Origin of the sequence: Vibrio sp. M260121 (assembly GCF_036533715.1) — a bacterium.
In the GTDB taxonomy this organism is placed as follows: Bacteria; Pseudomonadota; Gammaproteobacteria; order Enterobacterales; family Vibrionaceae; genus Vibrio.
Genome location: NZ_JATABF010000006.1, coordinates 32,517 through 57,296 on the forward strand (window position 1 = coordinate 32,517; position 24,780 = coordinate 57,296).

The window sequence follows — 24,780 nt, forward strand, 5'->3', positions numbered from 1 at the left end:
CGGTTTTAGCATTCTCGGAATACTGCTCTCATTTGTGTAAATAATCGCAATTCGCCATTAATTTTTGTTCCCTCCTGCCGCATTTGAAACTAGAATGCGCGCGCATTTATTGAGCCCTAAAAAGTCACTAAAAGTTAGGCACTTATAAATTAAATCTCAATATCCGTGAGCTTTTAGATAAAGTTAATCTCAACCAACTCGCCATCCAGACGACGATGGCATTTCATAAGGGTTTAGTCTTTGAAAAGAAGTCTTCTTTCAATCCTTGTCGCATCGCTGCTGTTTGGCTGCGGTGGCGATGAAAACAAACACTCAACAGAACTCCCAACTCCAGAAATACCAGATATCGAGGACAATATCTATCAAGGTAAGCTATTTATTCATGGTAAACAGATCACTGGCGATATTCAGTGTGATGGGCAAGACATCAGTGAGTCTGGTTACTTCACCTACGTAGCTTCAGAAGGCCAGTTTGATTGTCAATTTGGTGGTGTGACTTTAGGTGAGTTCAGTTACCAGATCCCTGAGCAAACTCGTATGGGTTCACAGCCTGCTGAACTAACACAAGCCTATGACCTAAAAGACGTACTCGGCCCACACGTAAACAACGCCACTAAGTTGTTGAACAAGATCGACACGTGCCCTACTCAGGACGCACAAGTGTGTTTGGATGAAATAAACAGCTATGACATCCAAAACTTGTACGAAAGTGACGATCAAGCGGCGATTGATGAGTTTCTCAATCCAAGTGTTACAAACGAAGGTGAACAACCAAGCGCGCACGTTGACCCAGAACTTCAACCAGAAGTCACTCCGGGCGCAAGCAACAACTTAACGGAATCGTTTGTGTCTGCCAATGCAGAGACGACTTACGAATACAAACCAAGTGCTGCCAACAAACCGTTGACTAAAAGCCGTTTGACCGACTCCCAAGGAAATGCGCTTGCTGGCGTCGAGTTCTTTAGCCAATCCGCACGCGGAATCACGGATGCCAACGGTGAATTTGAATACCTTTGGGGTGAGAACCTGATCTTTGGTATCGACACCTTTACTCTAGGCCAAGTGAAAGGCAATAAGGTCAATTACCAACTTGCAGATTTAAGCGACAACCCATTGGTGAAACAGAACCTTGATACGTTCGTTCACCGTTATGGCGTGTCTTCTGGCAACCACATTGAGATCAGCGATACCGTTCGTCAGGTGTTTGCACAATACCCGAACGTTATTAACGAGCTGATCAATTTGAACCTACCAAACGGCGCAAAAATTGAAGGCACGAACTTCACCACACCAAATGAATTCGAAGCGCAATTCAGCCAAGGTTTAACACAAATCATTGATGGACAACTAAAACAAACGCCTCAATGGTCGGGCTTTGCTGCACCTATGCTACGCACGGTTCGTGCTTCTGGCAGTAATTATGTCACGCAGTCTCTGCATCAGATTTATGCTGGGGTGGATAGCGTGCACGTCTTCCATGATAACCATGGTTGGGGTGGCTCTGGTTACACACGTGCGATGCGCAACTTCAACCTAACTAACGAAGCCTTCCCTGTTCTGATGCCACGCAACGACAACAGCTACTGGCTCCCGTTTGGTGAAGAAGCGGCATGGACTCGTGGTTCTGGCAAAGATCAAAAAGCCTACATTGTGGATGCCACAACCATTGATGAAAACTCAACGGTGGTTATGCAGCGCCCAGAAGTAATTTCCAAACAAACCGCGACCTTTAATCTACCAACCATGACGGCAGGTATGATTGGCTCGGGTAAAGTGGTGTTCTTGGGTAACGCGATGTACACCTCTATCTTCTCTTGTCCAGAAAACTACTGGGCAGGCGCAGATCTGGGCATCGACAGCGAAGCGCAGCAATGTCGTTACAGCACGCCTCACAACCAAGAAGCGCAAGATGCGGATACTCGTACCGATCGCGGCAGCATGCATATCATGTTCAGCAACTTGATCGATTGGTTAGTGCCGAATGCAACGCAAGAATCTCTCGCGATTGCTACCAACATCAACAGAGGTCACGCATTCCGTTGGGATCGCAAAGAAGGTCAAATCTACGATTTCTTTGTCAACCCAAGCTATAAATTGGGTGAAATGGACGTATTAAGCAGCGGCCAGTTTGATTCATTAGATCCAACTTCTACACCACTGCTTTTGCTTCAGTCTTACGAAATCAAAACCGATGGCTACGCGACAAAATCCGTCGTGTCTGACATCAACCAACCTAAGTTGGATGCAGATGACGTTACAGCACTTATCGAGTACGTAAACAACGGTGGTAGCATTATCTTCTTTGATGCTTTGGAAGAAAGTAACCCAGAGCCGATTGCTCGTTTAGCGGATGCGGCAGGCGTTTCTGTTGGCGGTGCGAACGTTGCCAAGACGTTCCAATCTCTGTGTACTGATAGCTATTGGTGTCACAGCACATCAGGCCCGAACGTACCTAACCTGCATACCGTCGCAGAACACGATCTCGTGGTTTATGAACGTTATGCAGACACGACTAAGATTGAGATCAATGACAACGGTACAGTGACATGGCCGGGCAATATCGACATGCCTACCCTTGAAATACCGCTATACAAAGTCTCAATTGATGGACAAGAGCATCAACGTTATGCCTTCCACATGGTGAAGTCGGAACAAGAGAAACAAGCAGCAATCGCAGAGCTTCAACGCGAGTTTCCTGGCGTTCCGGTTTGTAAAGACGATTACCAATACGAAGTAAACTGTATTGAAGTGCGCGAAGGTCATGGCATTCCAAGCCATGGCAACCACCATCGCCCGGACTTTACTCGTTACGAAATGAGCCCTGAAGTCGTCGATAGCATGGTAAAAGCGGCGAACTTGGGTGCCAACATTGATCGTCTACTTTCTCACGAGCTTTACTACCGCAGTAAAGGGGAAATTGGTGAACGCTTGTCGCAGGCTGAGCTAACTTCAACCTACGATAACCTATCCGTTTGGCTTTGGAATGATGAGCAATACGAGTTCAATCCAAACATACAAGATGAGCTTGGCTTCGAACGTGCGGTCGAAATGCTGAACTGTTACACCAGCAACGAACATCAAGGCGGCAATGTTTGTGATCAAGAGACACGAGAGCAACTTGCTAAATGGTCAATGATTACCGAATCAGGCGAGCTGAACCCGTCTTACCCTCTGAACTGGATGGAAAAGCCGTTAACACGCATGATGCTGGGTCGCTCATACTGGGATTTAGAGATCAGTGTTGATACAACGGGCTACCCGGGTCGTCCTGTTCAATCAGGCAGTGCAGCGAGTGTTGCGATTCATACCGACAACAAAACCGTGATTGGTACGGCAGGCAGCATGCAATCGACGGGCTTATGGGCGCCACAACTTGAAGAAGTCACCATCTCTGGTGGTGTAAAAGCGTCTATCAATGTTGCATTGGTTGATGACTTAACAGGCCGTGCAAACCACGAACTGAGCTTGAAACGCCCACCACGCGTGCAAAAGACCTTCCAATATGACGGTTCTTCTTTGAGCTTCAAAGTACCTTACGGTGGTTTGATTTACATTCAACCGTTAGAAGTGGATTCTCGTGACGTTGTGACGTTTAACTTCACTGGTGTGCTTCGTGCGTCTTGGTGGAAAGACGGTGCATGGTTAAACCCAATCAACACTGACGTCCCATTGGCAGAAATCGATTCAGGTCATTTCGTCTATACGACGCCAGTGAAAAACGTACTGGACACAGACGTCCCTAAGTTTGCCGATGAACTGAACGCATTCGCGAACCATGCAAGTGATTTTTACGGACGTGATCAAGTCACGGCAGAAGGGAAACACCGTCGATTTACTTACGATGCCCTGCTCGCCAACCGACATCGCTTCGTGAATGATGTACAAATCTCGATTGGTGCTGCGCACTCAGGCTACCCAGTTCAAAGCAACAGCTACTGGCCAACGTGGACTGTCGTTCCATCCAACCCAACCAATGACTGGTTACTATGGCATGAAGTCGGACACAACCTTGCTACAGCGCCGTTTATGATGGCCGGCTCTACTGAGGTCACCAACAACATTCTTGCCCTTTACATGCAAGAACAGCGTGAAGCGAAGCCATACATGGACCGTATTGCGAGTGATCTATCCAAGTCACCTTTATGGCTCGATCGCTTTGAAGGACATGCTTGGAGTGAAGCGGATGTCGGCATGCGTTTAGCGATGTTCGGCCAGTTAAAGCTTTGGGCAGAAGACCACTTCAACATCGATGATTGGTATGCGAATCAAGCAGAGAAGCCAAGCATCTTTGGTGAAGATCAAGGCTGGAACTTCTTCAAACTCGCACACCGTAAAGCGCGTGGTGACAGCATTGGCGACCAAGGCATTAACTACTGTTCTGCACAAAGCAGCCAGTTAAGCCAAGGCGATCTCATGATGGCATGTACCTCATACCTGACCGGATACGATCTGACAGATTACTTCCGTATGTGGAACCCATCAGAAACCAAAGCTAACCTGCCAAATGGCACTGTTGATTACTCTGGTGGTTTAACGCCTGCCGGTTTCAACGCGGTTGCGACGATGGATTTACCGAAACCAGATAAGTCTCCTTCTGAGTATTTGTCTGTTAAGTAACCCGTAAGACGATAAAAGCCGACAGAATCGAATTCTGTCGGCTTTTTTGTATCATTCTGCTTGCTTTGGCGAAGTGCCGAAGAGGAAAGCTACAAGGCCATCAGCTCTCGCTTAGTTTGCTTATCCAGCTTTTCTATCGCATATCGAAACGCCGTTCTCGGCATCTTGCTATGATGACGTTTCAAGTAGTCCACCACTCGCTCCGGTTCTTTTTGCGCCAGCACTTTGAGCATCCAGCCATAGCCTTTTTGCACTAAATAATGATCATCTTCGAGCAAAAAATCCGCTATGTGAAAAGGCTCAGTCCCTTTGTATAGACCTTTATTGATCGGATAGATAAGCGTCACAGCGGCTGCTCGTCTCACTGCAAAGTTATCACTCTTTACCCACTCCAATGTGCGAGTAAACAGGCTGTTGTCTTGAGCAATAAGCGCACCGAGTGCATGGGTGCAAAAATCATCACAATCATTCCAATCGGTAATGTATTGATAAAGCCAAGTTTCGAATCGATCGTACGTGGCGGCGTCATACTGCTTTTTTACTCTGAACGCCCAATCAAACGCAATCACGCTTAATGCCCAATCACGCTCTGCCAGCAACGTTTCACACTGCTCAAAAACGAAGTCTGCTTGCTTACTGTCTAAACTTCGAAAACCATCGGCAGAGATCGCCCTCACCAAGCCCGTGCGCACTCGCTTCTCTCGGTACCCAATCTCGCTTAATTGTTTAGTTAACGTTTTTACAATACTCATTGCTTTTAGTTCTGTACTTCCATTTCGATACATATGACGTGAACTAATTTATTGGCGAATTACTTTGCTCAAAAGAAAGAGTGACATCTTCTATGGGCTACATCCACCTTGAGTCTGCGAATACTTCATTTTTGCCAATTCAGTCATATTTCCGTGGTTTATGTATTGTGCTGACAAGAATCCAAATTGGAACGGGACACGAATATTTACATATCTCGTTGTAATCAGTTTAAGAAAGAGTCGGTCTGCCATTAGGAACCTTCACTACTCAATAAAGGAATGAAAATGAAAGAAACGCTCCAACCAAAGCTTCAACGTCAGTTGGGATTAGGGCTGTTAGCATTGCGCTTAAGTATCGCGTTGGTATTTATCATGTGGGCGCTAGATAAAGTGCTGGAACCAGAGCATGCAATGAAAGTGTTCTCTGGCTTCTATGGCTTAGATATTTCGAGTGGATTTTCTGTCGCGTTAGGTATTGCCCAGCTGGTGTTCATCGGGATTTTTGTGGCTGGACTTTGGAAGAACCTGACTTATCTTGCGATTCTCGTATTACACGCAGGCTCGACTTTTTCTTCGTTCGCGAAGTACCTAGACCCGTTCAACAACCTGTTATTCTTTGCGGCGTGGCCGATGCTTGCTGCGTGTTTCGCTCTCTACCTATTGCGAGATCATGACATCTATGTGTTGAGAAAGCAGCCTCAAGCAGTTACGGCTTAGCTCATCACCAGCGACTGAGACACAATAAAAAAGGGAGGCTTCACACCTTGCTAACTGAATATCGGCACTTCTACCATCGAAGTATGATAAAACGCGTAACGCCCTTTACCCAACTGCTTCGCCCTGTACACCGCCATATCGGAACAGTGCAGCAGAACATCAATATCACGCCCCACACCCTCGGTGAGAACAACCCCAATTGACGCGGTTAAACTGATATCAATGCCTAAAAGATCCGCCGTGCTTTGCAATTTAGCGAGGAATTTGTCTAGTTTAAGTTCTAACTCACGCTTAGTTCGAAACTCTTGCGTTAACACCACAAACTCATCACCACCAAATCGACCTATGATGTCGCGCTTGTGACCAAAACTCTCTCTCAACACGGCCACAAACAGAGCGATAACTTTATCACCCGCTAAATGACCGTATGTGTCGTTGATGTACTTGAGGTTATCCATATCAAAGAAGATACAGGCTTTAGGCGTATTACTTAGAGATAACGACTTCTGCGCGCCTCGTAAGAAATACTCCCGCGTAAGCAATCCACTGCGAGAACAAAACACACCATTGCGACTGGCTTGAAGAACTTGCTCAAAGTGCTCTTTTAGCTCCATCGAACTATCATTGAACACCACCTTACTTTCTTCCAAGAATCGGTCAAGCGGTTGAGTTAAACCGACCACCTGTTTACCCATCAAGCGCGCGATGACGAAATAAATCGCAAAGATCAACATCACGTTCGCACCAAACATCAAGGTCCCATCACCAACCAAAGAACTGAACTTGGCCTTAGATAACAAAATCCAAGGCGTTCCCTCAACTTTAGTAAACTCAACATAAGACAAGTCCAACGGATAGCTGTAGGTAAAGAAACCGCCTCTGTCGGTGCCCGTCAGTGCTTTTAAATTTCCTTCTCGGTCGAACAGCTTTTCATATCCATAATTAAACAAGTTCACCCCGATATAATGCTTGTCTCCGGAGTGGCTTATGATGTTAAGGTCTTCATCTAATAGAACACTGTAAATGTCGCTCTCACCGTCTGTATCCAGAGCCATTTGAATCTCAGAGAAATGAATAGATGCAGATATTGTTCCTTGTAGATCACCACTTTCATCAAACATTGGACGACACAACACATAGACGGCCTTTCCATTGGAAACATCAGTAAGAACATTGGTCATGACCGTTTCTTTGGTTCGGATAACTTGATGAAAGTAATCCCTGTGAGCAATAGAGTGAACTCTATCGTTGTTTGTACTGACCATGTTCCCCACACCATCGCTGAATCCAATGCCCGCCAGCTCAAAGGCTTGCTTATATGGAACCGCACGTTGCGCACGCTCTTGCAATGTGATGTCCGATTCGATGAAGTGCTCATCTTTACTCATTGCGCGTAGCAGATCACGGTAACCATCGACGATAGTACCAAGGTTGAGCTCTGCAGATTTAACATGGTATCGGGCTAGGTTTTTCGCTTCATCGACCTGCTGATATGCCCAATAGGTGAAGTTAGTGAAAAGCGCGATCAAGACAATCGGGACAGTGTAACGCAGAGTGACCGATTGAAGACTTCGAGATACGTTCATGATTTAGTTATTGTTATTTGTTGCCGTATGGAGGTTAACTTTTTATTTAAGCCTTTTTCCCACTAACCTTTGCATCGTTTGAAGTACAACTCCCGGAAATCGCAAGCACGTATTCCACAAAGTCTCATTAGCAAGAAAATCCGACGATTATACCCACCCCTGTATATCGACACAGCCACTTTATGACCTTTTACGACAAAACATTTTACTCACTCAACAAATGATTTTTATTTATAAATATCATTGATTTGAATAATTCTCACTAAGTGAGAAATCCCATTTTTATTGATAGATTAGAAGATTTATCTCTTTCAAACACCGACCTTTTGTAACGAGTATCACAATTTTTATATGGCGAAAGTGTGAATTTTTCTGCTTGATTTCTAACAATTGAGATAGTTAGCCTACACTTTTCATATCAACTTATTGTATATGGGCATTCACAGTGGTCGGATCGTTTTCATGGAATAACCTATCTGTTAAGCACAAGCTGTTTAGCTTAGTTTTTTTACCCATCGTTTTACTCCTCTTTCTTGCGGGGCAACAAGTTCACAGGCTTTCCACTCAGGCTCAAGATCTGGAGAAAGCGCAGCTGTTTTCCGACTATATGGATAGCGTCTCTTATCTGTATAACTTGCCGAATAACAGCGAAGTGTCAGACAAAGAGTCGGAGATCAAAACCGTCACGCAGTCGCTCAATAATGAAGCCAAGAATATCTTTGCCGACAATGGCGTAGAAATGGCGGACCTGCTCGCGAGCCTGGAAGAAGCCAGTCTTTCTCTCGCAACAACAACGGACATGGATGAACGTTTAGACGTTGCAGAGTGGCGCGCAGACACCTACAAGCAGATTCTATTGGCGTTAGAAAAAGTCCCTTTTAATGACGCTACATTCGAAATCCAAGCCCACCTCTCTGCCCTTATGCAGATTGAATGGTTGATGTTTTGGTCCAAAGAAGAAAACCGACTTAGCCAATATCTGATTTACTCCGTTGAGCAAAACCAATTTTATGACGCTGACATCAGCAGCGAGATTGAATCGCTCGTCAAAAACCAACAATTGTTCCTTGAACGCTTCGTCACACTTAATGCCAACCAACAACAAGTTGAACTGTTGATCGAAACATTCACCAATGAAGTGTTCGTCCTTAGCCAAGAGTTCAGAAGCTATCTGTTCAACGAAGAAGCGCTCAGCACTCTGCCAGAAGGTGAAGTTGCCGCAGGTTTAACTGCATTAAACGGACGCTTAGCGTTGCTTAAAAACGTCGACAACAAAATGACCGAGCAATTGAAAGCCGACGTAGATCATGCAATTACGACTGCAAACCAACAGCGCTTGATGTTCATCGGTATCATGTCTGTCATTACCATTTTGGTGATTAGCTTGGCGTTACGTCTGGTTCGTAAAGTGACGAGTAATCTTCAGTTGGTTTTGGAATTTCTTCGTCGTGATAGCTACAGTGAGGAATCGCCGCTTGAAGAGCTCGTTAAAGGTAAAGATGAGTTAAGCAAGTTTGCTCAAGAAGTGGAAAGACTGAGTTATGAGCGTGAACAAGCCAACATCAAACTGACACAAGCAAAAGAAGACGCTGAACGCGCCAAAGACGATGCAATCAAAGCCAGCAAAGCAAAAAGTAGCTTCCTTGCTAACATGTCGCATGAAATACGAACGCCACTTAACGGTGTTATCGGTATATCAGAAGTGTTATCTGATACCTCCCTCACTGCCACGCAACGCGACTATGTGGATACTATCGAGACGTCGTCGCAACTACTGTTGAGCTTGATTAACGACATTCTAGACTTCTCTAAAATTGAATCGGGCATGCTACTTATCAGCCCGCATTCAACTTGTGTTCGCGAGTCTATTTACGACATCGCTTCTATCGTTTCGCCTAAAGCCAAAGAGAAAGGCATCGATCTTCAAGTGAACATCAGTCGTAACACACCTTTCCGTTTGATGATTGATGATCACCGCTTACGCCAAGTAGTGATGAACTTTATGTCTAACGCGGTTAAGTTCACGGAAAAAGGCACGGTGCTTCTTTCTGTTACCACCCATAGTGTTTCTGGCTCTAATGCGGTCATGGAGTTCTCTGTTCGAGATTCAGGTATCGGTATCGACGAACAGCAACAGAAGAAAATCTTCGAACCATTTGCACAAGAAGACGACTCTACAACACGCCAGTTTGGTGGTACCGGTCTTGGCTTAGCAATCAGTACTCAGCTCGTTGAGTTAATGGGCGGTAAGATTCAATTAGAATCCGAAAAAGGCCAAGGCAGTCGCTTTTTCTTCCAACTGTCCCCTTCTGTTGTTCAGCTAGACTTTGATGCCAAACATGCCGCGGCCAACAGCCAAATTTGGTTGGTTTGTGAAGATGCCGCAATGGAAAGCACACTACGTGATGAGCTAAACTTCTATCGCATTGCGGTTCATCAATCCGTGACGAGCTTAGACGCCCTCCCAACGTGGATTAACGACAAAGAACACGTCATTGTCATCTACGCTGAAACGCGACCAAATGCGGCGATGGAGAGCGAAGATGCCTTCCACCGATTAGAGACCCAAAACGTACGCGTTTGTCTAATCAAACATCTGCAAAGCGATCAATTTGATTTCGGCGAAAACGTCAGCGCAATGATCACGCAACCTCTGCTCGGCCAACGTTTGGTGAAAGCGCTTGAAAACTGTGAGGCCAAATTTAGCCAAACTGCTCAACGAGCCGCGGCAAACGTGACAGCCAATACCAAAAACAAAATCTTGGTGGTCGATGACAACACAGTAAACCAAAAAATTGCGGGCTTACATGTGACAAAAGCCGGCTTCACGTTCGACCTCGCCGCCAACGGGCAAGAAGCGGTCGACATGTTCAAGAAGAACCAATACGCCTTGATTCTAATGGACTGCATGATGCCCGTTATGGATGGGTTTGAAGCAACAGAGAAAATCCGCCAAGTCGAAAAAGAAGAGAACCGCAATTACCGCATTCCAATCATTGCGCTAACCGCCAGTGTGGTCGATGACGACATCCAGAAGTGTTTTGATGTCGGCATGGATGACTATGTACCCAAACCATTCAAAGCTAACACCCTCAAAGAAAAACTGGCAAAAGCCGTTGATGCTCCAGAAGTGGACACATCAACCGCTGTGCCACCCCCAATCAGCGCCGCAGCAAAAACTCGCCCGGCAGACAAGCCTGAAGAGCCGGCAATGAACACCTTGCCAAGCCGCTCAGAACGGATCTTGTTGGTCGAAGATAATACCGTTAACCAAAAGGTTGCGTCATTGCTGCTGAGCAAAGCGGGCTATCAATTTGAGATAGCCGAGAATGGTCAAATTGCCTTAGACATGTTCCAACAAGATAACAGCTTCGACATCATCTTGATGGATTGCATGATGCCAGTGATGGATGGGTTTCAGGCGACAAAAGAAATTCGCGCTTATGAACGAGTTTCTGGTCTGCCTAAAACCCCGATCATTGCACTGACGGCAAGTGTGGTGGACGACGATATTCAGCGCTGTTACGACTCAGGTATGGATGCCTATGTGCCAAAGCCGGTGAGAAAAGAAAAACTTCTTCACCAAATTGAAAGTGTGATTTAACGGATAAGGTAATGGCCATGGATACCCATTTCTTAGTGAACAAAAACAAAGTGTTGAGATCACTCTCTACTGCAATGATCGCCTTTGCCCTGTTAATGTCTTTTGATAGCGAAGCATTGGCGGCAGACCAGTATGCGATTTTCTCTCTCGACTCAGGCTTTGATGAGCTCAGTATCACCAAAGCAAGAAAGCTTTATCGTGGTAAGACTAAGCGTTTGCAAGGTAAGCGTATTGAGCTGTCTGATTGGCCTGATACTTCCTCAGAACGCTCAGAGTTTTATCGCTATTTACTCAACAAAAACATCGCGCAAATGAACGCGCACTGGGCGAGCTTGTCGTTCTCTGGCAAAGCGCGTCCACCAAAAGTTATCGACAATTCCAACATGGATGCCCTATTAGCCTGGATGAAAGAAAAGCCGAATCGCATTGGCTATGCACCGGTGAGTAGCCTCCCTTCTGATGCACAAATCCTCTACGTAGTAAGTTCGGAGAAATAATATGAAGAAAACACTCATCGCATCAATAGCAGCAGCAGCGCTTAGCAGTGTGGCCTTTCCGAGCTTGGCGGCAATAGAATTAACGGACAACTTATCATTGAGCGGTTTTGGCTCGACGTCTTGGGCTACCACCGACAATGAAACACCCGTCTTTGTGAACCGATTTATCGACGACGAAAACTGTTACGACTGTGATACCACGTTCGGCGTTCAGCTCGACTTCTACTACGATGCCTTTAAAGCTTCTGCCCAAGTGGTGAAAAGACCGCAAGATCACTGGAGCGATCCTCAACTTGAATGGGCTTATCTTGCTTACACCTACGGTAATGTTGAATTTCGTGGGGGTCGCTTAAGAATGCCGGTGTTCTTGGCCTCCGAGTATTACTATGTGGGGCATGCGTTCACGCCAGCACGCCCACCAAACGAGGTTTACGACAGTATCTTGGGGATTACCGCCTTTAATGGCATTTCATTCTTGTGGAACTACGATCTCAACGACAGCATGACGTTAACCACAACGCCTTTTATTGGCTTTCATGATGAAAGCACCGTCGACTTTAACGCCAATACTGAGCTAACGTTTAAAACCAATGAAATGTACGGTGTGAACTTTATCCTGAGTGGGGATTACTATCGCTGGAACTTTACGTATTTAGACTCAAATTACGATCAAGAGACCAAACTGCGTAACCTGACCACCAATATTCCTGGTGTGGGCATCGTTCAGATTCCGGATCAAACCATTAAAGCGAAAGACCAAAACATTCAGCTGTTCTCTCTCGGTGCAGAATACGAGTTTGATGCGCTGACGTTAACCGTGGAAGGGCAAACCAACGACATTGCTTCCGCTTGGTATGTGCAAGGTACTTACAACTTAAACAGGTTCACACCTTATGCGACCTATGGCCAGCAGTTTGATGATCATGAACATCGAGTTGGCGATAGTTACCTCTTCGGTGTGAGATACGATCTTCACTACAATGTGTCGCTCAATGCAGAGTGGCAACACTTCAAGGCTTATCGTGACGCCTCTGGCGCGTTCGTCTCTAGCCCTTCCGATGACGACGCTAATATGTACACCATTATGCTTAACTTTGTGTTCTAACCCTTTGGCAGGTCGACACTCATCGACCTGCCTTTTCCTCTATAAACATTATCCTTCTGTAAACATCACCCTTTCTTTCGTCCTTTGCCGTTGTACCGACTTATGATTTGAATCGGTTAATCATGACGACCGAGACAATGGTCAGCACCATCCCTAAAGCGTGAAACCAAGTAAATGCTTCGTCCAATATGAAAATGGCACACAACGCCGTCATTGCTGGACCGATGTTACTCACTAAACTCAAATGCGCAGGGTTCAGCCGTGCCATGGCAGCAGCAATCAAATAAGAAGGAATGACGGTACAAAAGATGCCCAGCAACACACCAATAGTGATGAGTTCATTGTTCATCGAACTCAACTGTAACGAGCTAAACGATAAATGAATAAGAATGGCGACACCGGCACTGCCCATGCCGATGCTGGTAAACATGGTACTCCCTAGTTTCGCGATGCTGGCTTTGCTCAACACCAAATACACAGCAAACACAAATGCAGAAAGAATCGCCAATCCGCCGCCAAGCCAGATCTGCTCACCATAGTGAGAAAGGTCATGGGCCACAATCAGCCCCACTCCCAAATACCCAACCAATACGGCTGACAGCACCTGACGATTGGTTGATTGCCCCTCTTTAAACCACATAATTAACACGACAAAAGTCGGGAATAAGAACAGCAATAAACGTTCAAGTTGAGCAGAAATGTAGTTAAGTGCGGTGATATCGAGATAGCTTGCTAAGTAATATCCAAGCACACCAATCGCGGCGGCTTTGATTCCGTGGTGTTTCACTTTCGTTCGGTTCTCGGAACCACGCAGCATAGAGAAGAGAATACAAAGGTAAAGAGGCAGCGAGCTCATTGCTCGAAGCGTCATGATGCTCACCGCGTCACCGCCATGTTGATACGCGAGTTTGACAAACACAGGTTTAATTGAAAATAACAGCGTACCGGCGAGCGCAAACATGACGCCAACAGTCATTGTACTAACAGGCTTCTTTTGAGGTTGATGTTCTGAACTAGGGCTGGAATCGGTTGCCGTATTCATTTTCTCTCCTTGATGATTGATAACATTCAAACAAGGCTACGAGATAGAATACGATTCTGGCTGCATCTACTCGCAGCCAGGCACAACTCAACCTACCGACTGCTTGGCATTGGAAGGAGGAGCCACCAGAGGTTGGTTGTGCGGATGATCATTTTACTTTCCTATTCGGGTAGAAGGTTTAGACTAACCATTGAACATATTTTGTTCAAGCTTACGGTCTTTAAAATAGTACTCTTTATCGTATTGTCCGACCTCTCTAAGCACTCGACAAGGGTTACCAACGGCCACCACATTGGCAGGAATATCCTTAGTTACGATACTGCCCGCGCCAATCACCGAGTTTTCTCCGATCGTCACACCCGGTAATACCACCGAGTTTGCACCAATCCATACGTTATCTCCGATTCGAACCGGCATGTTGAACTGTGCGACGTCTCGTCTCAGGTCAGGATCGATTGGGTGTCCTGCCGTTGCAATGGTTACATTAGGCCCAATCATCACGCTATTTCCAATGTAGATGTAGGTATCGTCGACCAAAGTCAGATTGAAGTTTGCGTAAACATTGTCGCCAAGGTAGGTGTGACAACCCCAGTTCGCCCTTAAAGGCGGTTCGATGTAGCAGTTCTCACCAACAGACGCGAGCAGACGTCCGAGTATCTCGCCCCGCTTTTCTGATTCCGAAGGACGTGTGTGATTGTAATCGTATAAGGTCTCAAGACATTCGGTTTGCATTGCCGCCAACTCTTCATCATTACAGAAGTACACTTTTTGGCTGTGCAACATGGTTTTCTTATCCATTATTATTCCTGTTGAGGGGATGTTCTTGGTTGGAATTTAGCAGAGTAAGAATAAGAAAGGCTTGCCAAAAGTCATGAAATTCGCGCCTTACTTTGTCAGCAAGGTGAAGTCATGAACCCAAGGCACGCTTTCACCGATGATGTATTGTTTCTTCACAGACAAAAATGCGACGTTTATTCCTTTGACGCGTTGGGCAGATGCCGAGACAAAGCATCCATGAGATCCTTTTTAATGAGCGGTTTGGCAAGAACTTCATCGGCACCCGCATCGATAAAAGATTGTGTCGATTGCTGCATCACATCCGCTGTCCAACCGAAGATCAAGACATCATCCAGCCCTTGCTCACGGATTCGCTTAACGACCTCAATACCACTCATTTCTGGCATATGGTTATCAATAATGATGAGATTGAAAGACTGCTCGTTCAACAAGTTCAGCGCTTCTTGTCCACTGCTGCATGTGTGACTTTTCGCCCCTAACTTATCTAAAAAGACTTTTGCGATGATCTGATTCATCCGGTTGTCGTCCGTAATCAGTGCATGAACGGAAGAGAGATCTTCAACCTTCGCATCCTCTGTTTTCTCCGCAATGGAATCGCCTGAAGCACTCGGTAAGCTAATCACAAAGCGGAATTGACTTCCCTTTCCTAACTCGCTCTCAACACTGATTTGGCCATTCATAAGAGTCACTAATTTTTGACAAATCGCTAAGCCCAACCCGGTGCCACCATACTGCCGAGTCGTCGACACTTCCGCTTGTTCAAATTCATTAAAAATAGAATCCATACGATCTTGAGGAATACCGATACCGGAGTCTTCTACGCAAAATTCTACGAAGGGCGACTCTAGCGCTTTGATGGTAACGTTAATATGACCAGCGTTAGTAAACTTTAGCGCATTGCCGACAAGATTGAGTAAAACCTGCCGAATACGCACAGAATCACCGCTATATTGGCATTCATCACTGCATTGGTTATCCACGCTGAACACAATGCCTTTCTCTGAGCACAAGCTCTGATAAGTCACTTCCACCGGAGTAATGATGTCTGCCATTTTGAAAGGATGAATGTCGAGTGCAAGCGCATCACTTTCTACCTTGGCTAAATCTAAGATGTCATTGAGAATCGAGAGCAAGTGTTCACCCGAGTTCAATGCGAGTCGTAGCACTTTCCTTTGTTCCGGGTCTCGGATGTCATCGAACAGTATTTGTAGCATTCCCAAGAGCCCATTAAGCGGCGTTCTGATTTCATGACTCATCGTCGCTAAAAAGGCCGATTTCGCTTCGTTGGCGTGCCTTGCCTTCAATGCCTCAGTTTCAAGGTCACTCTCTAAGCGTTTCACTTCTGTGATGTCACGTTCAATGGCAATAAACCGCTCAACAACACCTTGCTCATTCCTCAATGGGATAATATCGATATCAATCCAATAAGGCTGTTTGTTTATCGTATAGTTAAGTATCTCTGTCCTAACTTGCTCACCCTGTCGAATCGCGCTTCCTATGTCTGAAATCGTCTCTGGTGAAGTATCAGCACCTTGCAAGAAAGCGCCCGGAGCTAACCCTTTGATGCCATCGAGTTGATAACCCGTCATGGATTCAAACGCCTTGTTTACCCACTCAACCTTTCCGTGGTGGTCCGTAATAACAATGGCATCTCTCGCGGCTTTAACAACGGTCGCAAGTAACTCGCTCTCCTTCTCTTTTTCTTTCAATTGAAGGTTAGAATCTTCTAGCTCCCGCTTGGATTTCTCTAACTCACGGTGTGGGTTAACGAACAGCCTTTTTCCTATGACTGTCACGATAATCGAACTCACGATCAGTACACCAATTAAGCCCTTTAACAAACTGCTTTGGAGATTCGTTAATTGCTCATCCAAGAAGGATTTACTAACACCTTGAGTCAAAAGTAAATTACCTCGACTCAACGGTTCTTTGTTGATAATCCATCGGTCGATTTCGCTTACTGTTGGAACGTGCTCATGGCTATGGGAGAGATGGTCTTGCGCCTGTGTTTCGGTTAGGTGAGCCAGTTCAGGAAGCGGTGGAATGGTTTGACTGAGTTCATACCAACGCTCTCTTCCTGTTACGAACGAACCAAAAAAGTCATCGTAGTCGACAGCGGTTTCACCATATAGCACCCCGACAAAATCACCGTTATTAACAAGGGGCATAAACAGCTTTAAGCAGATGTGATTAGTATCATCGTGCAGCAGATACACGATGCGCTCATTTAATCGAGACTCGGAAAGCGCATTAAAAATCGCGACTTCTTGCTCAGATGCGGGGTGACGGAAAGTGTCTTCGAACAACAAATCGCCGTTAACATCTCTTGCTGCAAATTGCATCGTTTGATGTTGGCCTTTAAAACGCTCTAACTGGAACGCTAACCCTTCAACATCATTGTCAACCACGGCATCGATAACCCCACGGTATTGGGATGCAAGGACGATTCGGTCTTCCGCTACCTCTAAGTACTTCTCCATGAAGATCTTGGCCGACTCTAGCTCAAACCGACCATTCCCCTTTTGGAGTTGTTTTATTGTCGCCTGACTTTCTTGAGATAACACAATAAGTGAAATGACTCCGTAAATGAGTGCAGTCATCCCAATAAAAATGAGTAATAGAGCTTTTGGACTAAACCTAGAGAGCTTTTTTGCCATGAGCACATGCTTCCTTGCGCGAATTCACCGCTTTCACATCAATAAGTGTAGGATATGTAACCGGTTAATTCTCATAATCATTTAGGGTTAACCTTTTGGAGCAAACTCCACCAAGACAAAATCGCACATGAACCTAATGAGCAGAAAACGGCGAACTGGCGGGATCAAAAATGCCGCAAAGTTCGAATCTTGCGGCATCTTTCTAAACTGGCTTGTTTGTTTTTTTTCGACTTTCTAAACGCGCTTTAAACTTCTTATTTCGGCGCTTTAAGGCTCTGAAGAATTTCGACTCTTCGTGATACCAACCAATAACGCTAATGGGGAATCCCACCAGCATCATGATGAAAACATCGGCAGGAAACTGCTCTGTAATATCCCTTACCGTTTGCAACTCACCAAAGACAAACAAGCCAATAACCTTGCCAACCAACAACGCACAGCAAATCATCAAGAAAGACTTCATAATGTAGTGCCATTTGCCTTTCTTGCGCTCTTCTCGCCAATACACGTATTTGTGCTCGCGATTGTACATTTCCCCCTCCGTATAAGTGACATTGTCACCATCAATCTGCAAAATGGAATGGTGATGCGAGACGGTAGCTCGCACTACTTTAATCATAGTGCGATTGGAGGGAGTTGCTTGTCAGACCAATAAGAAATGACGGGGATTTTACTGAGCGGTCCACATTTGTTTGTAAGAGCGCAATTCTCGGTTGGACTCATCCAAACCAAACATGCCTGCTAGTGCTTGCAGTTTTTGTTTGTAATGCCCTAATGCACTTTCATCGTCAGTCATGATCGCGAATTCTGCGAAATAACCGATGCTTTCAAGGTGGTCAAGCGTGATATGGAATTCACCGACAAAGTAGATGCTGCGAGCCTTCTTAGTATGAAGGATGACCTCGTAACCCATGTTCTCTAACATACTTTTTGCCGCGTGAGACTTGTTGATGTCTGTCGCTTCACAACGATCTTCTTCTGGGCCTTTAACAATCCAAAGCTTAATGCCAGATGGTTCAATTTCACGAATCACCAAGCTTTTGTTTTCTTTGGTCAGTTTGCGATCAGGCGTATCGTAAAACCAATCTGATTCTTGGTTATCTTCGAACATCACTTCGTGTTGTAAGCTGCTTAGCGCGGTTAAAAACGCTCGCTTGTCTTTCACTCGGTATTTCAATTCAACTTCAAACTGACCCTGAAAATGATCTTGTGCACTCACGCGCCTACCTCTCTACAACTGTTCGCTTGGACTTTTTATTCTGTTTTTCACAAGGTAAAAGGACTTTTAAATTTGGCGAAAGAGTAGCATGAGCTCCACTGCTGGCCTGATACACAAGATAACTTTGTGCAAAACGTGGCACAAAACTTAAAACGTGAGAGAAAGCATATACACACAGCTTGCGATGCCAGCGATAACGACCAGAGTCCTGCCGATGGCAATATCCGCAATGTACATGACGGGATGTGCCATTCGGGTAAAAGCAAACACAATCGCAGGCATGGAGAGATCAGACCATGGAACACCACTCAAACTCACGGTAAGAATGGTTGCGCTATAAAACGCCAACGCTTCCCAAGCATTCGACTGCGCCGCGATGGTTCTTGCGGCTCGACCACTGAGTTTTCTCTCTTGCAAACGTGGATGATGGTTATCTAAATGGCCGAGTTGCTGGACTTTGGCATAGCCCCCAAGGCCGGCTAAAACATAAGGAATAAAACTGACAAAGACTAAGACAAACAGTGCGGTAGGCATAACAAGGATTCGTGAAAATGATTCATAAATTAAGTTTAGCAATTTCTAATTTGCTCGACTGCTTACTTCTCTCATTAATGCTTACGAAACACCCAAATTGGCCCGATTAAGAGGAACTGAACGTCTTCAAAAAACGATGGTTTCTTCCCCTCGATTTTGTGCCCGATAAACTGGAAAATCCAAAGCACACCAAAAAGCAGCATCGAAATCTGTAAAACCGGCCAACCGAGTATGTCCATCGACCAGGTCAGGCCAATACACGCAACGGTGTAGCCAATCATCATCATGAACACACTGAGAGACAACCGGAAGTAGAAGATCCATGCGGGTAAAGCAACGACCCACACCCAATTAAGATTGAATCCAAACAAAGGAATTTGCGGAATAGACCAAATCAACCCAACCACGGATAAAAAGATACCCGGCACCGCCACTTTATGAATCTTTTGATTGATTGGGTTTCGATGGCTTTCACCGTAAGCTTCTAACCATTCAGAGAGTTCACGCATAACTTCACCTTTAACATCGCTATAACATTTATATAGTCGGTGCGAGTTAAAGGTGCGAGTTTTTGTCCGAAGATATTGATAATAAACAAAGTATCTGTGACCAAGCACAAACTATGTTACTGATATCCCAATGAAATACGCTGCGCTTTCGTTAGTTTAGCAACCACTAGGTCATACGAGCGTTCGCACAAATCCTGCACGAAGCCATCTTCAACATCGCCATTGAAGTAAACCGTAATCCAATGGCGTTTGTTTAGGTGATAACCCGGCGTTATATCGGTGAACTGGGACGTTAGCACTTCCCCATCTTCAGGTGCGACTTTCAGGCTCACATACTCTCGTCCGTGGCGCTGTGCCAAAACCGCAAACATCTTGCCTTTAATTTTGAAGACGAGAGCTTCGGGGCCAAATGGAAAGCTGCTTTCTGCACACATGAAAGTATCAAGAAATTGCTCTAACTCTTTAATATTCATCCGTAACCCTCTTTCAATCCCATGATTTGGCTCTACTCATACTGCGGCAATAGTAGCTTTAACGCCTGATTAACCTGCCCTTTTTCTGCACTGCTCAAAGACCCCATCAGCTCATGTTGCGCTTGAAGGTGCTGTTCTATCAGTGAATCAATCAGCTCGAAACCTTTTTCTGTGAGTTCAACAGTGACGCTGCGACGATCTTCTTTACTGTGCTCACGCGCAATCAGACCTTTCTTCTCTAGCTTATCAAGCCTATTTGTCATGGCACCGGACGTCAGCATCATTGATGAAATCAGCTCCGATGGCGTTAATCGATATGGTTGACCACTGCGTCGCAGCGTTGCTAATACATCAAACTCGCCCATTTTGAGGTCGTAACGTTTGTGCAGCTTGGCGACGTGGTTCTCCATGTGCTTTGCGATTCTCATCAAACGCCCCATGATCGCCATCGGTTCGGTGTCGAGCTCCGGCTTTTCCTTAGCCCACAGGCTTACCACTCTATCAATTGCGTCCATTACCCTTTCATCTCCAAAGACATTTTGATTTACGAATTTATTTTAACATAAAGATACTTTACAAAAAGCCATCACGAGCGTACCTTTACAATAAATTACCTCAACGTAAAGATATTTAACATGAATATTTTATTCGCGATGATTCCGGCGTTCTTTTGGGGCACCACTTACGCCGTGACACAGTTTACTTTGCCAGACTGGCCACCAGTGTTGCTTGGCGCGCTGCGAGCTTTGCCGGCTGGCCTTTTGTTGCTTGCTATCAAACCATCCTTACCAAAGAAACAAGATTGGAAGATCTTACTGGTACTCGGCACAATCAATATCGCCCTCTTCTTCGGACTCATCTTTGTTATGGCGTTGACCTTGCCTTCTGCAATTTCTGGCGTAGGTATGATTTCTGTACCAGTGTTTGCGATGCTGTTTGGCTGGGTTGTGTACAAGCGACAACCAAGTTTGATTCAAGGGATAAGTGGCGCAGCGCTGATTGCACTAGCATGGTTCCTGTTTGATCCTAGCTCGATCACACTTAACCCCATTGGCTTAATCGCAATGCTCTCTGCAATCATGTGTATCGTGATCGGCAGTAGCGTCACCAAATCTCTTGGAGCAAGAATGCACTGGTGGACGGTGCTAACATGGCAACTCATTTTAGGTGGTATCATTCTTTCTATCGCCGTAGCCATCTTGGCGAGCTTTAATCCAGCGCCGTATGTGAGTGCCCTAGAAAGCACATCATTAAGAAACGTCGGTGGTTTATTGTGGGTTATCGTACTCAACACTGCGCTTGGTTACGGCATGTACGTGTGGCTATTGCAACGCATGTCAGTGGTGGACTTTACCTTTGGTGGTATCGCAAACCCAGTCGCTGGCATTGTTTCTGGCTTAGTCTTGATGGGCGAAAGCTTCACTCCCGTACAATACAGCTTGATGCTTGGCATGATCTTAATGTCGCTCGTTCCGCAACTGGTAATGTCGTTTAAACAAAAACGCAGCATCAATCACGCAAAGCCTTGTGAGTCATAACGCTCTGCAACGTGAAAAACAAAAGCCCGAGTTTGTGCTCGGGCTTTTTGGTTCTGCTTTCTTCACTTCACCGTTATCGGCTTATCTTTCACTCCAGCGTAAAACACCAAAATCTCTACCGGCTCATCACCCGTATTTGCGCCAAAGTGCCATTGGTCGACGACTTCTGCAATTGCGTCTCCGGCTTTCAGTACGATCTTCTCTTCATCCTTTTTCGTGACTGTAATTTCCCCTTTCAGCACAATGCCCGCATTAATGACAGGATGTTGGTGCACGGGAAGCTGCACGCCCTTCGGGACAGTAATTTTCAAAATGGTGACTTCCGATTGGCCTTTTGGGTATTCTGGCAACGTAGTGCCATCCCAACTGGTTGTCGTCTTGAGGATTACGTCGGTCTCTACTGAATCTGGCAAATGGGTGTCTGCCCATACAGAGCTAAACACCAATGAAAGTACAATCACTGCAGCTTGAATCGGTTTCACAATCCTCTCCTTGTTTATTGATTACCTTTGTTTTAACAGTAAGAGAGATTCAGATATGAGCCTGACTTGAATAGTAAATATGTGAGGTTGAGAGCGATTTTAAGTCGTCCATAAAAAATGCCCACCGAATCGGCAGGCATTCTCTATTTCACAAAGTCTTAGCGCTAAATAGCGTCTTTATTGGGAAAGCTTTTTCATTTGTAAGCCCATAAAGATGAAGCTGATACCTTCAATCAGTAGTGAGATGCCCACAAACGTGCCCAATAGCGTGGTTGAGAATGCAGGATCATCGAGTAGCATGAAGAAGTAACCACCGATTAGCACTGAAATTACGCCACTGAATACAATAACGTTGCTGCTTGGTAGGCTACGGTTGCTCAAACCAAAGAAGATACGAGTCAAACCGTTTAATATCATCACAATCACCATCAACATGGTAATGGTGACAAGGCCCGCCAGTGGTTTGAACAAGATAAACAGACCACCGACGATATACAGTACTGCACTTAATACGTACCAAAGCTTCTCTTTCCAAACATTGATGGAGAATGTGTGGTAAGCCTGAACCAGACCACTGAACAAGAGTACTGCACCCACGATAGTTGAGATCGTCACGCCTGCCAGTACAGGCAAACTCATGGCACCAATGCCCATTAGTGCGATGATAACGCCAACGATAACGAAGTATTTCCAGCCTTTAGATAGGAATGTAGGCTGTTGTGATTGATTAGAATTTTCCATTGAATGCCTCTTGAATTAAACGCGAGCCGCCTTTTCAGTCTAGTCTAATAAAATATAGAGAGTTCACAGACTTAACAGAAATACGTGTCCTGTTTGCATAAATGGATGTTAACCCCGTATCACATCATCGCCTATACGCTATTTTTGAATAATAAGTTTCAAGATTGCTGGATTAAACCAGTGCAAAACACGGAGATGGAGAGTAGGATTAGTGGCTTTTCTAACGCCAGTTGCCTGACTTTTCTTTAGACGTTCCCACTCCTTTCATTCAGGCTACTTTTTTGAGGATGACATTTTGCTCGATCATCATATTCGCACCTTCATTTCTGAAAAGCTCAGCTCAGTAGGCATCAACAGCGACCCTTATGGTATTGAACTCACCTCTGTTTTTATTTTGGCGAGCCTTACTGCGGCCGCTCTCAGCTATTTGATTGTGCATCACCTGATTGTTAGAACGGCTAACAACGTTCTCATGAAAACCAACAAACCACTCGCTGAGAGCTTGACCAAGTATGACGTACTAGAGAAGCTGTCGTTGCTCATTCCCATCATGGTGCTTGATGTCTTCATTCCACTTGCTGTCGGTCATTATGATTGGTTGGCGGCGATCTTCGATAGAATTTTAAGCATTTTTATCTTGGTCATCTTTGTGTGGATGATCTTCGCCCTACTCGACGCTATGAATGACATCGCGACGTTTAAAGGCATAACCAAAAGAATGCCGATCAAGAGTTTTGTTCAGTTGATTAAGCTGTTCACCTTCTTTGTTGGCGTCGTGGTGTCCATGTCGATTCTCGCCAACGAATCCCCAGTCATTTTCTTGTCTGGTTTAGGTGTCGCAACGGGTTTCGTGATGCTGGTGTTTAAGGACACGATATTAGGCTTTGTTGCTGGCATTCAGCTTTCTGCAAACCGCATGATCAGCTTAAACGATTGGATTCAGATGGACGCCTATGGTGCAAATGGCACGGTAGAAGAAATCTCCCTGACGACGGTGAAAGTCCGAAACTTCGATAACACCGTAAGCATGCTGCCCGCCTATGCACTAGTTCAGAACGCATTTATCAACTGGCAAGGCATGTCTGATTCTGGTGGCCGACGTATTAAGCGCTCCGTTAATGTCGACGTTACATCAATTCGTTTCTTGTCTGATGAAGAAATTGAAAAGCTGAAAAGCATTCGAATTTTACGCCAATATATTTATGAAAAATCGCGTGATATTAATGAATACAATGAAGAGATGAGTGATGAACCAGCATTTGGTAACCTTCGTCATATGACAAACTTAGGCATGTTCCGCGCTTATATTAATGCATACCTAAAAGCCAACAAAGATATTCACCAATATATGCTGATCATGGTTAGGCAATTAGAACCCACACCAGAAGGTATTCCACTTCAAGTTTATGCCTTTACCAATAATACCGACTGGGCGTATTACGAAGGCGTTCAGGCGGACTTGTTCGATCACATCTACTCTATTATGCCTTTATTTGGCTTGCGTCCTTACCAGATGCTAACCAGTAATGACGCTAAACAAATTGCATTAGAAAATACCACCAGCAAAAACACTCAATAAAATAACAATGAGGGTGAAGACTATGCTTCACTCTCTAAACTAGGAGTGAGGCCTTTGCGATTGTAGCGATGCTCCGCTAGCACGCCATCTTGCACCTTGTAACGCAAACCGTATTTACCAATACAGCCTCGTAACCTTGAGCGCGTCAAATCCGATAAATCAGATGCGGTACTTGCCTTGTCTACAAGCTGCACCCAATACGTTTCCATTTTGTCTTTCACAATGATCCCCCGACCAACATTTATAGATTTACCGATAATTCTTACAAATACCGATAGTGGTCTGGATAGCATATGACAGAACTTTTCCGATGGAATGCCTACGAGAATC

Annotated in this window: 21 protein-coding genes; 7 read left to right on the forward strand and 14 right to left on the reverse strand. The window is 45.3% G+C overall.

Translation table 11 applies throughout. The features are described 5' to 3' along the window. The first annotated feature begins 240 nt into the window (after nt 1-240). Complete coding sequence (locus tag QTO06_RS05520; protein ID WP_331407098.1) at nt 241-4,617, forward strand: SslE/AcfD family lipoprotein zinc metalloprotease; 4,377 nt, start codon at nt 241-243, stop codon at nt 4,615-4,617. An 89-nt stretch (nt 4,618-4,706) separates the two neighbouring features. On the opposite strand, the gene QTO06_RS05525 is transcribed toward QTO06_RS05520, so the two are convergent. Then, entirely contained in the window at nt 4,707-5,369 is a 663-nt protein-coding gene (locus QTO06_RS05525) for a DNA alkylation repair protein (RefSeq protein ID WP_331407099.1), read from the reverse strand. A 285-nt stretch (nt 5,370-5,654) separates the two neighbouring features. Between QTO06_RS05525 and QTO06_RS05530 the strand changes: the two genes are divergently transcribed. Further along, nucleotides 5,655-6,086, forward strand: a complete 432-nt coding sequence (locus QTO06_RS05530) for a hypothetical protein (RefSeq protein WP_331407100.1) — start codon at nt 5,655-5,657, stop codon at nt 6,084-6,086. Nucleotides 6,087-6,136: 50 nt separating this feature from the next. Here QTO06_RS05530 and QTO06_RS05535 read toward each other — a convergent pair whose 3' ends face one another. After that, a complete protein-coding gene (locus tag QTO06_RS05535; protein ID WP_331407101.1) occupies nt 6,137-7,672 on the reverse strand; it encodes a diguanylate cyclase in 1,536 nt (511 codons plus the stop codon). Nucleotides 7,673-8,117: 445 nt separating this feature from the next. On the opposite strand from QTO06_RS05535, the gene QTO06_RS05540 reads away from it, so the two are divergent. Genes QTO06_RS05540 through QTO06_RS05550 form a run of 3 tightly spaced genes read left to right on the forward strand, consistent with a single transcriptional unit; the run spans nt 8,118 to nt 12,878 of the window. Beyond that, nucleotides 8,118-11,276, forward strand: coding sequence for a response regulator (locus QTO06_RS05540; protein ID WP_331407102.1), 3,159 nt, complete (start codon nt 8,118-8,120; stop codon nt 11,274-11,276). A 17-nt stretch (nt 11,277-11,293) separates the two neighbouring features. Then, nucleotides 11,294-11,773 (forward strand): hypothetical protein, encoded by a 480-nt coding sequence (locus QTO06_RS05545; protein WP_009706043.1) that lies wholly within the window; start codon nt 11,294-11,296, stop codon nt 11,771-11,773. A gap of 1 nt (nt 11,774) precedes the next feature. Continuing rightward, complete coding sequence (locus tag QTO06_RS05550; RefSeq protein WP_331407103.1) at nt 11,775-12,878, forward strand: sulfate ABC transporter permease; 1,104 nt, start codon at nt 11,775-11,777, stop codon at nt 12,876-12,878. Between the two features lie 100 nt (nt 12,879-12,978). Here the strand turns inward: QTO06_RS05550 and QTO06_RS05555 are convergent, their stop codons facing one another. The 9 genes from QTO06_RS05555 to QTO06_RS05595 all read right to left on the reverse strand — a co-directional run bounded on the left by QTO06_RS05555 (nt 12,979) and on the right by QTO06_RS05595 (nt 20,625). Continuing rightward, nucleotides 12,979-13,920 (reverse strand): DMT family transporter, encoded by a 942-nt coding sequence (locus QTO06_RS05555; protein WP_331407104.1) that lies wholly within the window; start codon nt 13,918-13,920, stop codon nt 12,979-12,981. A 183-nt stretch (nt 13,921-14,103) separates the two neighbouring features. After that, nucleotides 14,104-14,718: a sugar O-acetyltransferase gene (locus tag QTO06_RS05560; protein ID WP_331407105.1), complete on the reverse strand. Its 615-nt coding sequence runs from the start codon at nt 14,716-14,718 to the stop codon at nt 14,104-14,106. 173 nt (nt 14,719-14,891) lie between these two features. Continuing rightward, nucleotides 14,892-17,375: a PAS domain-containing hybrid sensor histidine kinase/response regulator gene (locus QTO06_RS05565; RefSeq protein WP_331407106.1), complete on the reverse strand. Its 2,484-nt coding sequence runs from the start codon at nt 17,373-17,375 to the stop codon at nt 14,892-14,894. A gap of 202 nt (nt 17,376-17,577) precedes the next feature. Further along, nucleotides 17,578-17,907 carry a hypothetical protein gene (locus QTO06_RS05570; protein WP_331407107.1) on the reverse strand — a complete coding sequence of 110 codons (330 nt, stop codon included), beginning with the start codon at nt 17,905-17,907 and terminating at the stop codon, nt 17,578-17,580. A gap of 138 nt (nt 17,908-18,045) precedes the next feature. Next, nucleotides 18,046-18,594, reverse strand: a complete 549-nt coding sequence (gene cyaB, locus QTO06_RS05575; protein ID WP_331407108.1) for a class IV adenylate cyclase — start codon at nt 18,592-18,594, stop codon at nt 18,046-18,048. Nucleotides 18,595-18,741: 147 nt separating this feature from the next. After that, entirely contained in the window at nt 18,742-19,128 is a 387-nt protein-coding gene (locus tag QTO06_RS05580; protein ID WP_331407109.1) for an MAPEG family protein, read from the reverse strand. Between the two features lie 74 nt (nt 19,129-19,202). Further along, nucleotides 19,203-19,637 (reverse strand): Mpo1 family 2-hydroxy fatty acid dioxygenase, encoded by a 435-nt coding sequence (locus QTO06_RS05585; protein ID WP_331407110.1) that lies wholly within the window; start codon nt 19,635-19,637, stop codon nt 19,203-19,205. A 116-nt stretch (nt 19,638-19,753) separates the two neighbouring features. After that, the gene (locus QTO06_RS05590; protein ID WP_005442967.1) at nt 19,754-20,110 is read right to left on the reverse strand and encodes an MmcQ/YjbR family DNA-binding protein; all 357 of its coding nucleotides are present in this window, start codon (nt 20,108-20,110) and stop codon (nt 19,754-19,756) included. 32 nt (nt 20,111-20,142) lie between these two features. Then, nucleotides 20,143-20,625, reverse strand: coding sequence for a MarR family winged helix-turn-helix transcriptional regulator (locus QTO06_RS05595; protein ID WP_331407111.1), 483 nt, complete (start codon nt 20,623-20,625; stop codon nt 20,143-20,145). Between the two features lie 120 nt (nt 20,626-20,745). Here QTO06_RS05595 and QTO06_RS05600 point away from each other — a divergent pair, with 120 nt between their 5' ends. Continuing rightward, nucleotides 20,746-21,648 (forward strand): DMT family transporter, encoded by a 903-nt coding sequence (locus QTO06_RS05600; RefSeq protein WP_331407112.1) that lies wholly within the window; start codon nt 20,746-20,748, stop codon nt 21,646-21,648. 62 nt (nt 21,649-21,710) lie between these two features. Here QTO06_RS05600 and QTO06_RS05605 read toward each other — a convergent pair whose 3' ends face one another. After that, the gene (locus QTO06_RS05605; RefSeq protein ID WP_331407113.1) at nt 21,711-22,130 is read right to left on the reverse strand and encodes a cupin domain-containing protein; all 420 of its coding nucleotides are present in this window, start codon (nt 22,128-22,130) and stop codon (nt 21,711-21,713) included. Nucleotides 22,131-22,307: 177 nt separating this feature from the next. Beyond that, complete coding sequence (locus QTO06_RS05610; RefSeq protein WP_005427746.1) at nt 22,308-22,871, reverse strand: HdeD family acid-resistance protein; 564 nt, start codon at nt 22,869-22,871, stop codon at nt 22,308-22,310. A gap of 295 nt (nt 22,872-23,166) precedes the next feature. Here QTO06_RS05610 and QTO06_RS05615 point away from each other — a divergent pair, with 295 nt between their 5' ends. Beyond that, nucleotides 23,167-24,450, forward strand: a complete 1,284-nt coding sequence (locus QTO06_RS05615; RefSeq protein WP_331407114.1) for a mechanosensitive ion channel family protein — start codon at nt 23,167-23,169, stop codon at nt 24,448-24,450. Nucleotides 24,451-24,470: 20 nt separating this feature from the next. Here QTO06_RS05615 and QTO06_RS05620 read toward each other — a convergent pair whose 3' ends face one another. Further along, nucleotides 24,471-24,659, reverse strand: a complete 189-nt coding sequence (locus QTO06_RS05620) for a hypothetical protein (protein WP_020197357.1) — start codon at nt 24,657-24,659, stop codon at nt 24,471-24,473. Nucleotides 24,660-24,780: the final 121 nt, after the last annotated feature.

Excerpts from the sequence above, each read along its gene's own strand:
- QTO06_RS05580 (WP_331407109.1), bottom strand. The coding sequence starts at position 19,128 with ATGCCTACCGCACTGTTTGTCTTAGTCTTTGTCAGTTTTATTCCTTAT.
- QTO06_RS05595 (WP_331407111.1), bottom strand. The coding sequence starts at position 20,625 with ATGGACGCAATTGATAGAGTGGTAAGCCTGTGGGCTAAGGAAAAGCCG.
- QTO06_RS05530 (WP_331407100.1), top strand. The coding sequence starts at position 5,655 with ATGAAAGAAACGCTCCAACCAAAGCTTCAACGTCAGTTGGGATTAGGG.
- QTO06_RS05525 (WP_331407099.1), bottom strand. The coding sequence starts at position 5,369 with ATGAGTATTGTAAAAACGTTAACTAAACAATTAAGCGAGATTGGGTAC.
- QTO06_RS05600 (WP_331407112.1), top strand. The coding sequence starts at position 20,746 with ATGAATATTTTATTCGCGATGATTCCGGCGTTCTTTTGGGGCACCACT.
- QTO06_RS05565 (WP_331407106.1), bottom strand. The coding sequence starts at position 17,375 with ATGGCAAAAAAGCTCTCTAGGTTTAGTCCAAAAGCTCTATTACTCATT.
- QTO06_RS05550 (WP_331407103.1), top strand. The coding sequence starts at position 11,775 with ATGAAGAAAACACTCATCGCATCAATAGCAGCAGCAGCGCTTAGCAGT.
- QTO06_RS05545 (WP_009706043.1), top strand. The coding sequence starts at position 11,294 with ATGGATACCCATTTCTTAGTGAACAAAAACAAAGTGTTGAGATCACTC.
- QTO06_RS05560 (WP_331407105.1), bottom strand. The coding sequence starts at position 14,718 with ATGGATAAGAAAACCATGTTGCACAGCCAAAAAGTGTACTTCTGTAAT.
- QTO06_RS05570 (WP_331407107.1), bottom strand. The coding sequence starts at position 17,907 with ATGTACAATCGCGAGCACAAATACGTGTATTGGCGAGAAGAGCGCAAG.
- QTO06_RS05620 (WP_020197357.1), bottom strand. The coding sequence starts at position 24,659 with ATGGAAACGTATTGGGTGCAGCTTGTAGACAAGGCAAGTACCGCATCT.
- QTO06_RS05585 (WP_331407110.1), bottom strand. The coding sequence starts at position 19,637 with ATGCGTGAACTCTCTGAATGGTTAGAAGCTTACGGTGAAAGCCATCGA.
- QTO06_RS05590 (WP_005442967.1), bottom strand. The coding sequence starts at position 20,110 with ATGAATATTAAAGAGTTAGAGCAATTTCTTGATACTTTCATGTGTGCA.
- QTO06_RS05555 (WP_331407104.1), bottom strand. The coding sequence starts at position 13,920 with ATGAATACGGCAACCGATTCCAGCCCTAGTTCAGAACATCAACCTCAA.
- QTO06_RS05535 (WP_331407101.1), bottom strand. The coding sequence starts at position 7,672 with ATGAACGTATCTCGAAGTCTTCAATCGGTCACTCTGCGTTACACTGTC.
- QTO06_RS05610 (WP_005427746.1), bottom strand. The coding sequence starts at position 22,871 with ATGGAAAATTCTAATCAATCACAACAGCCTACATTCCTATCTAAAGGC.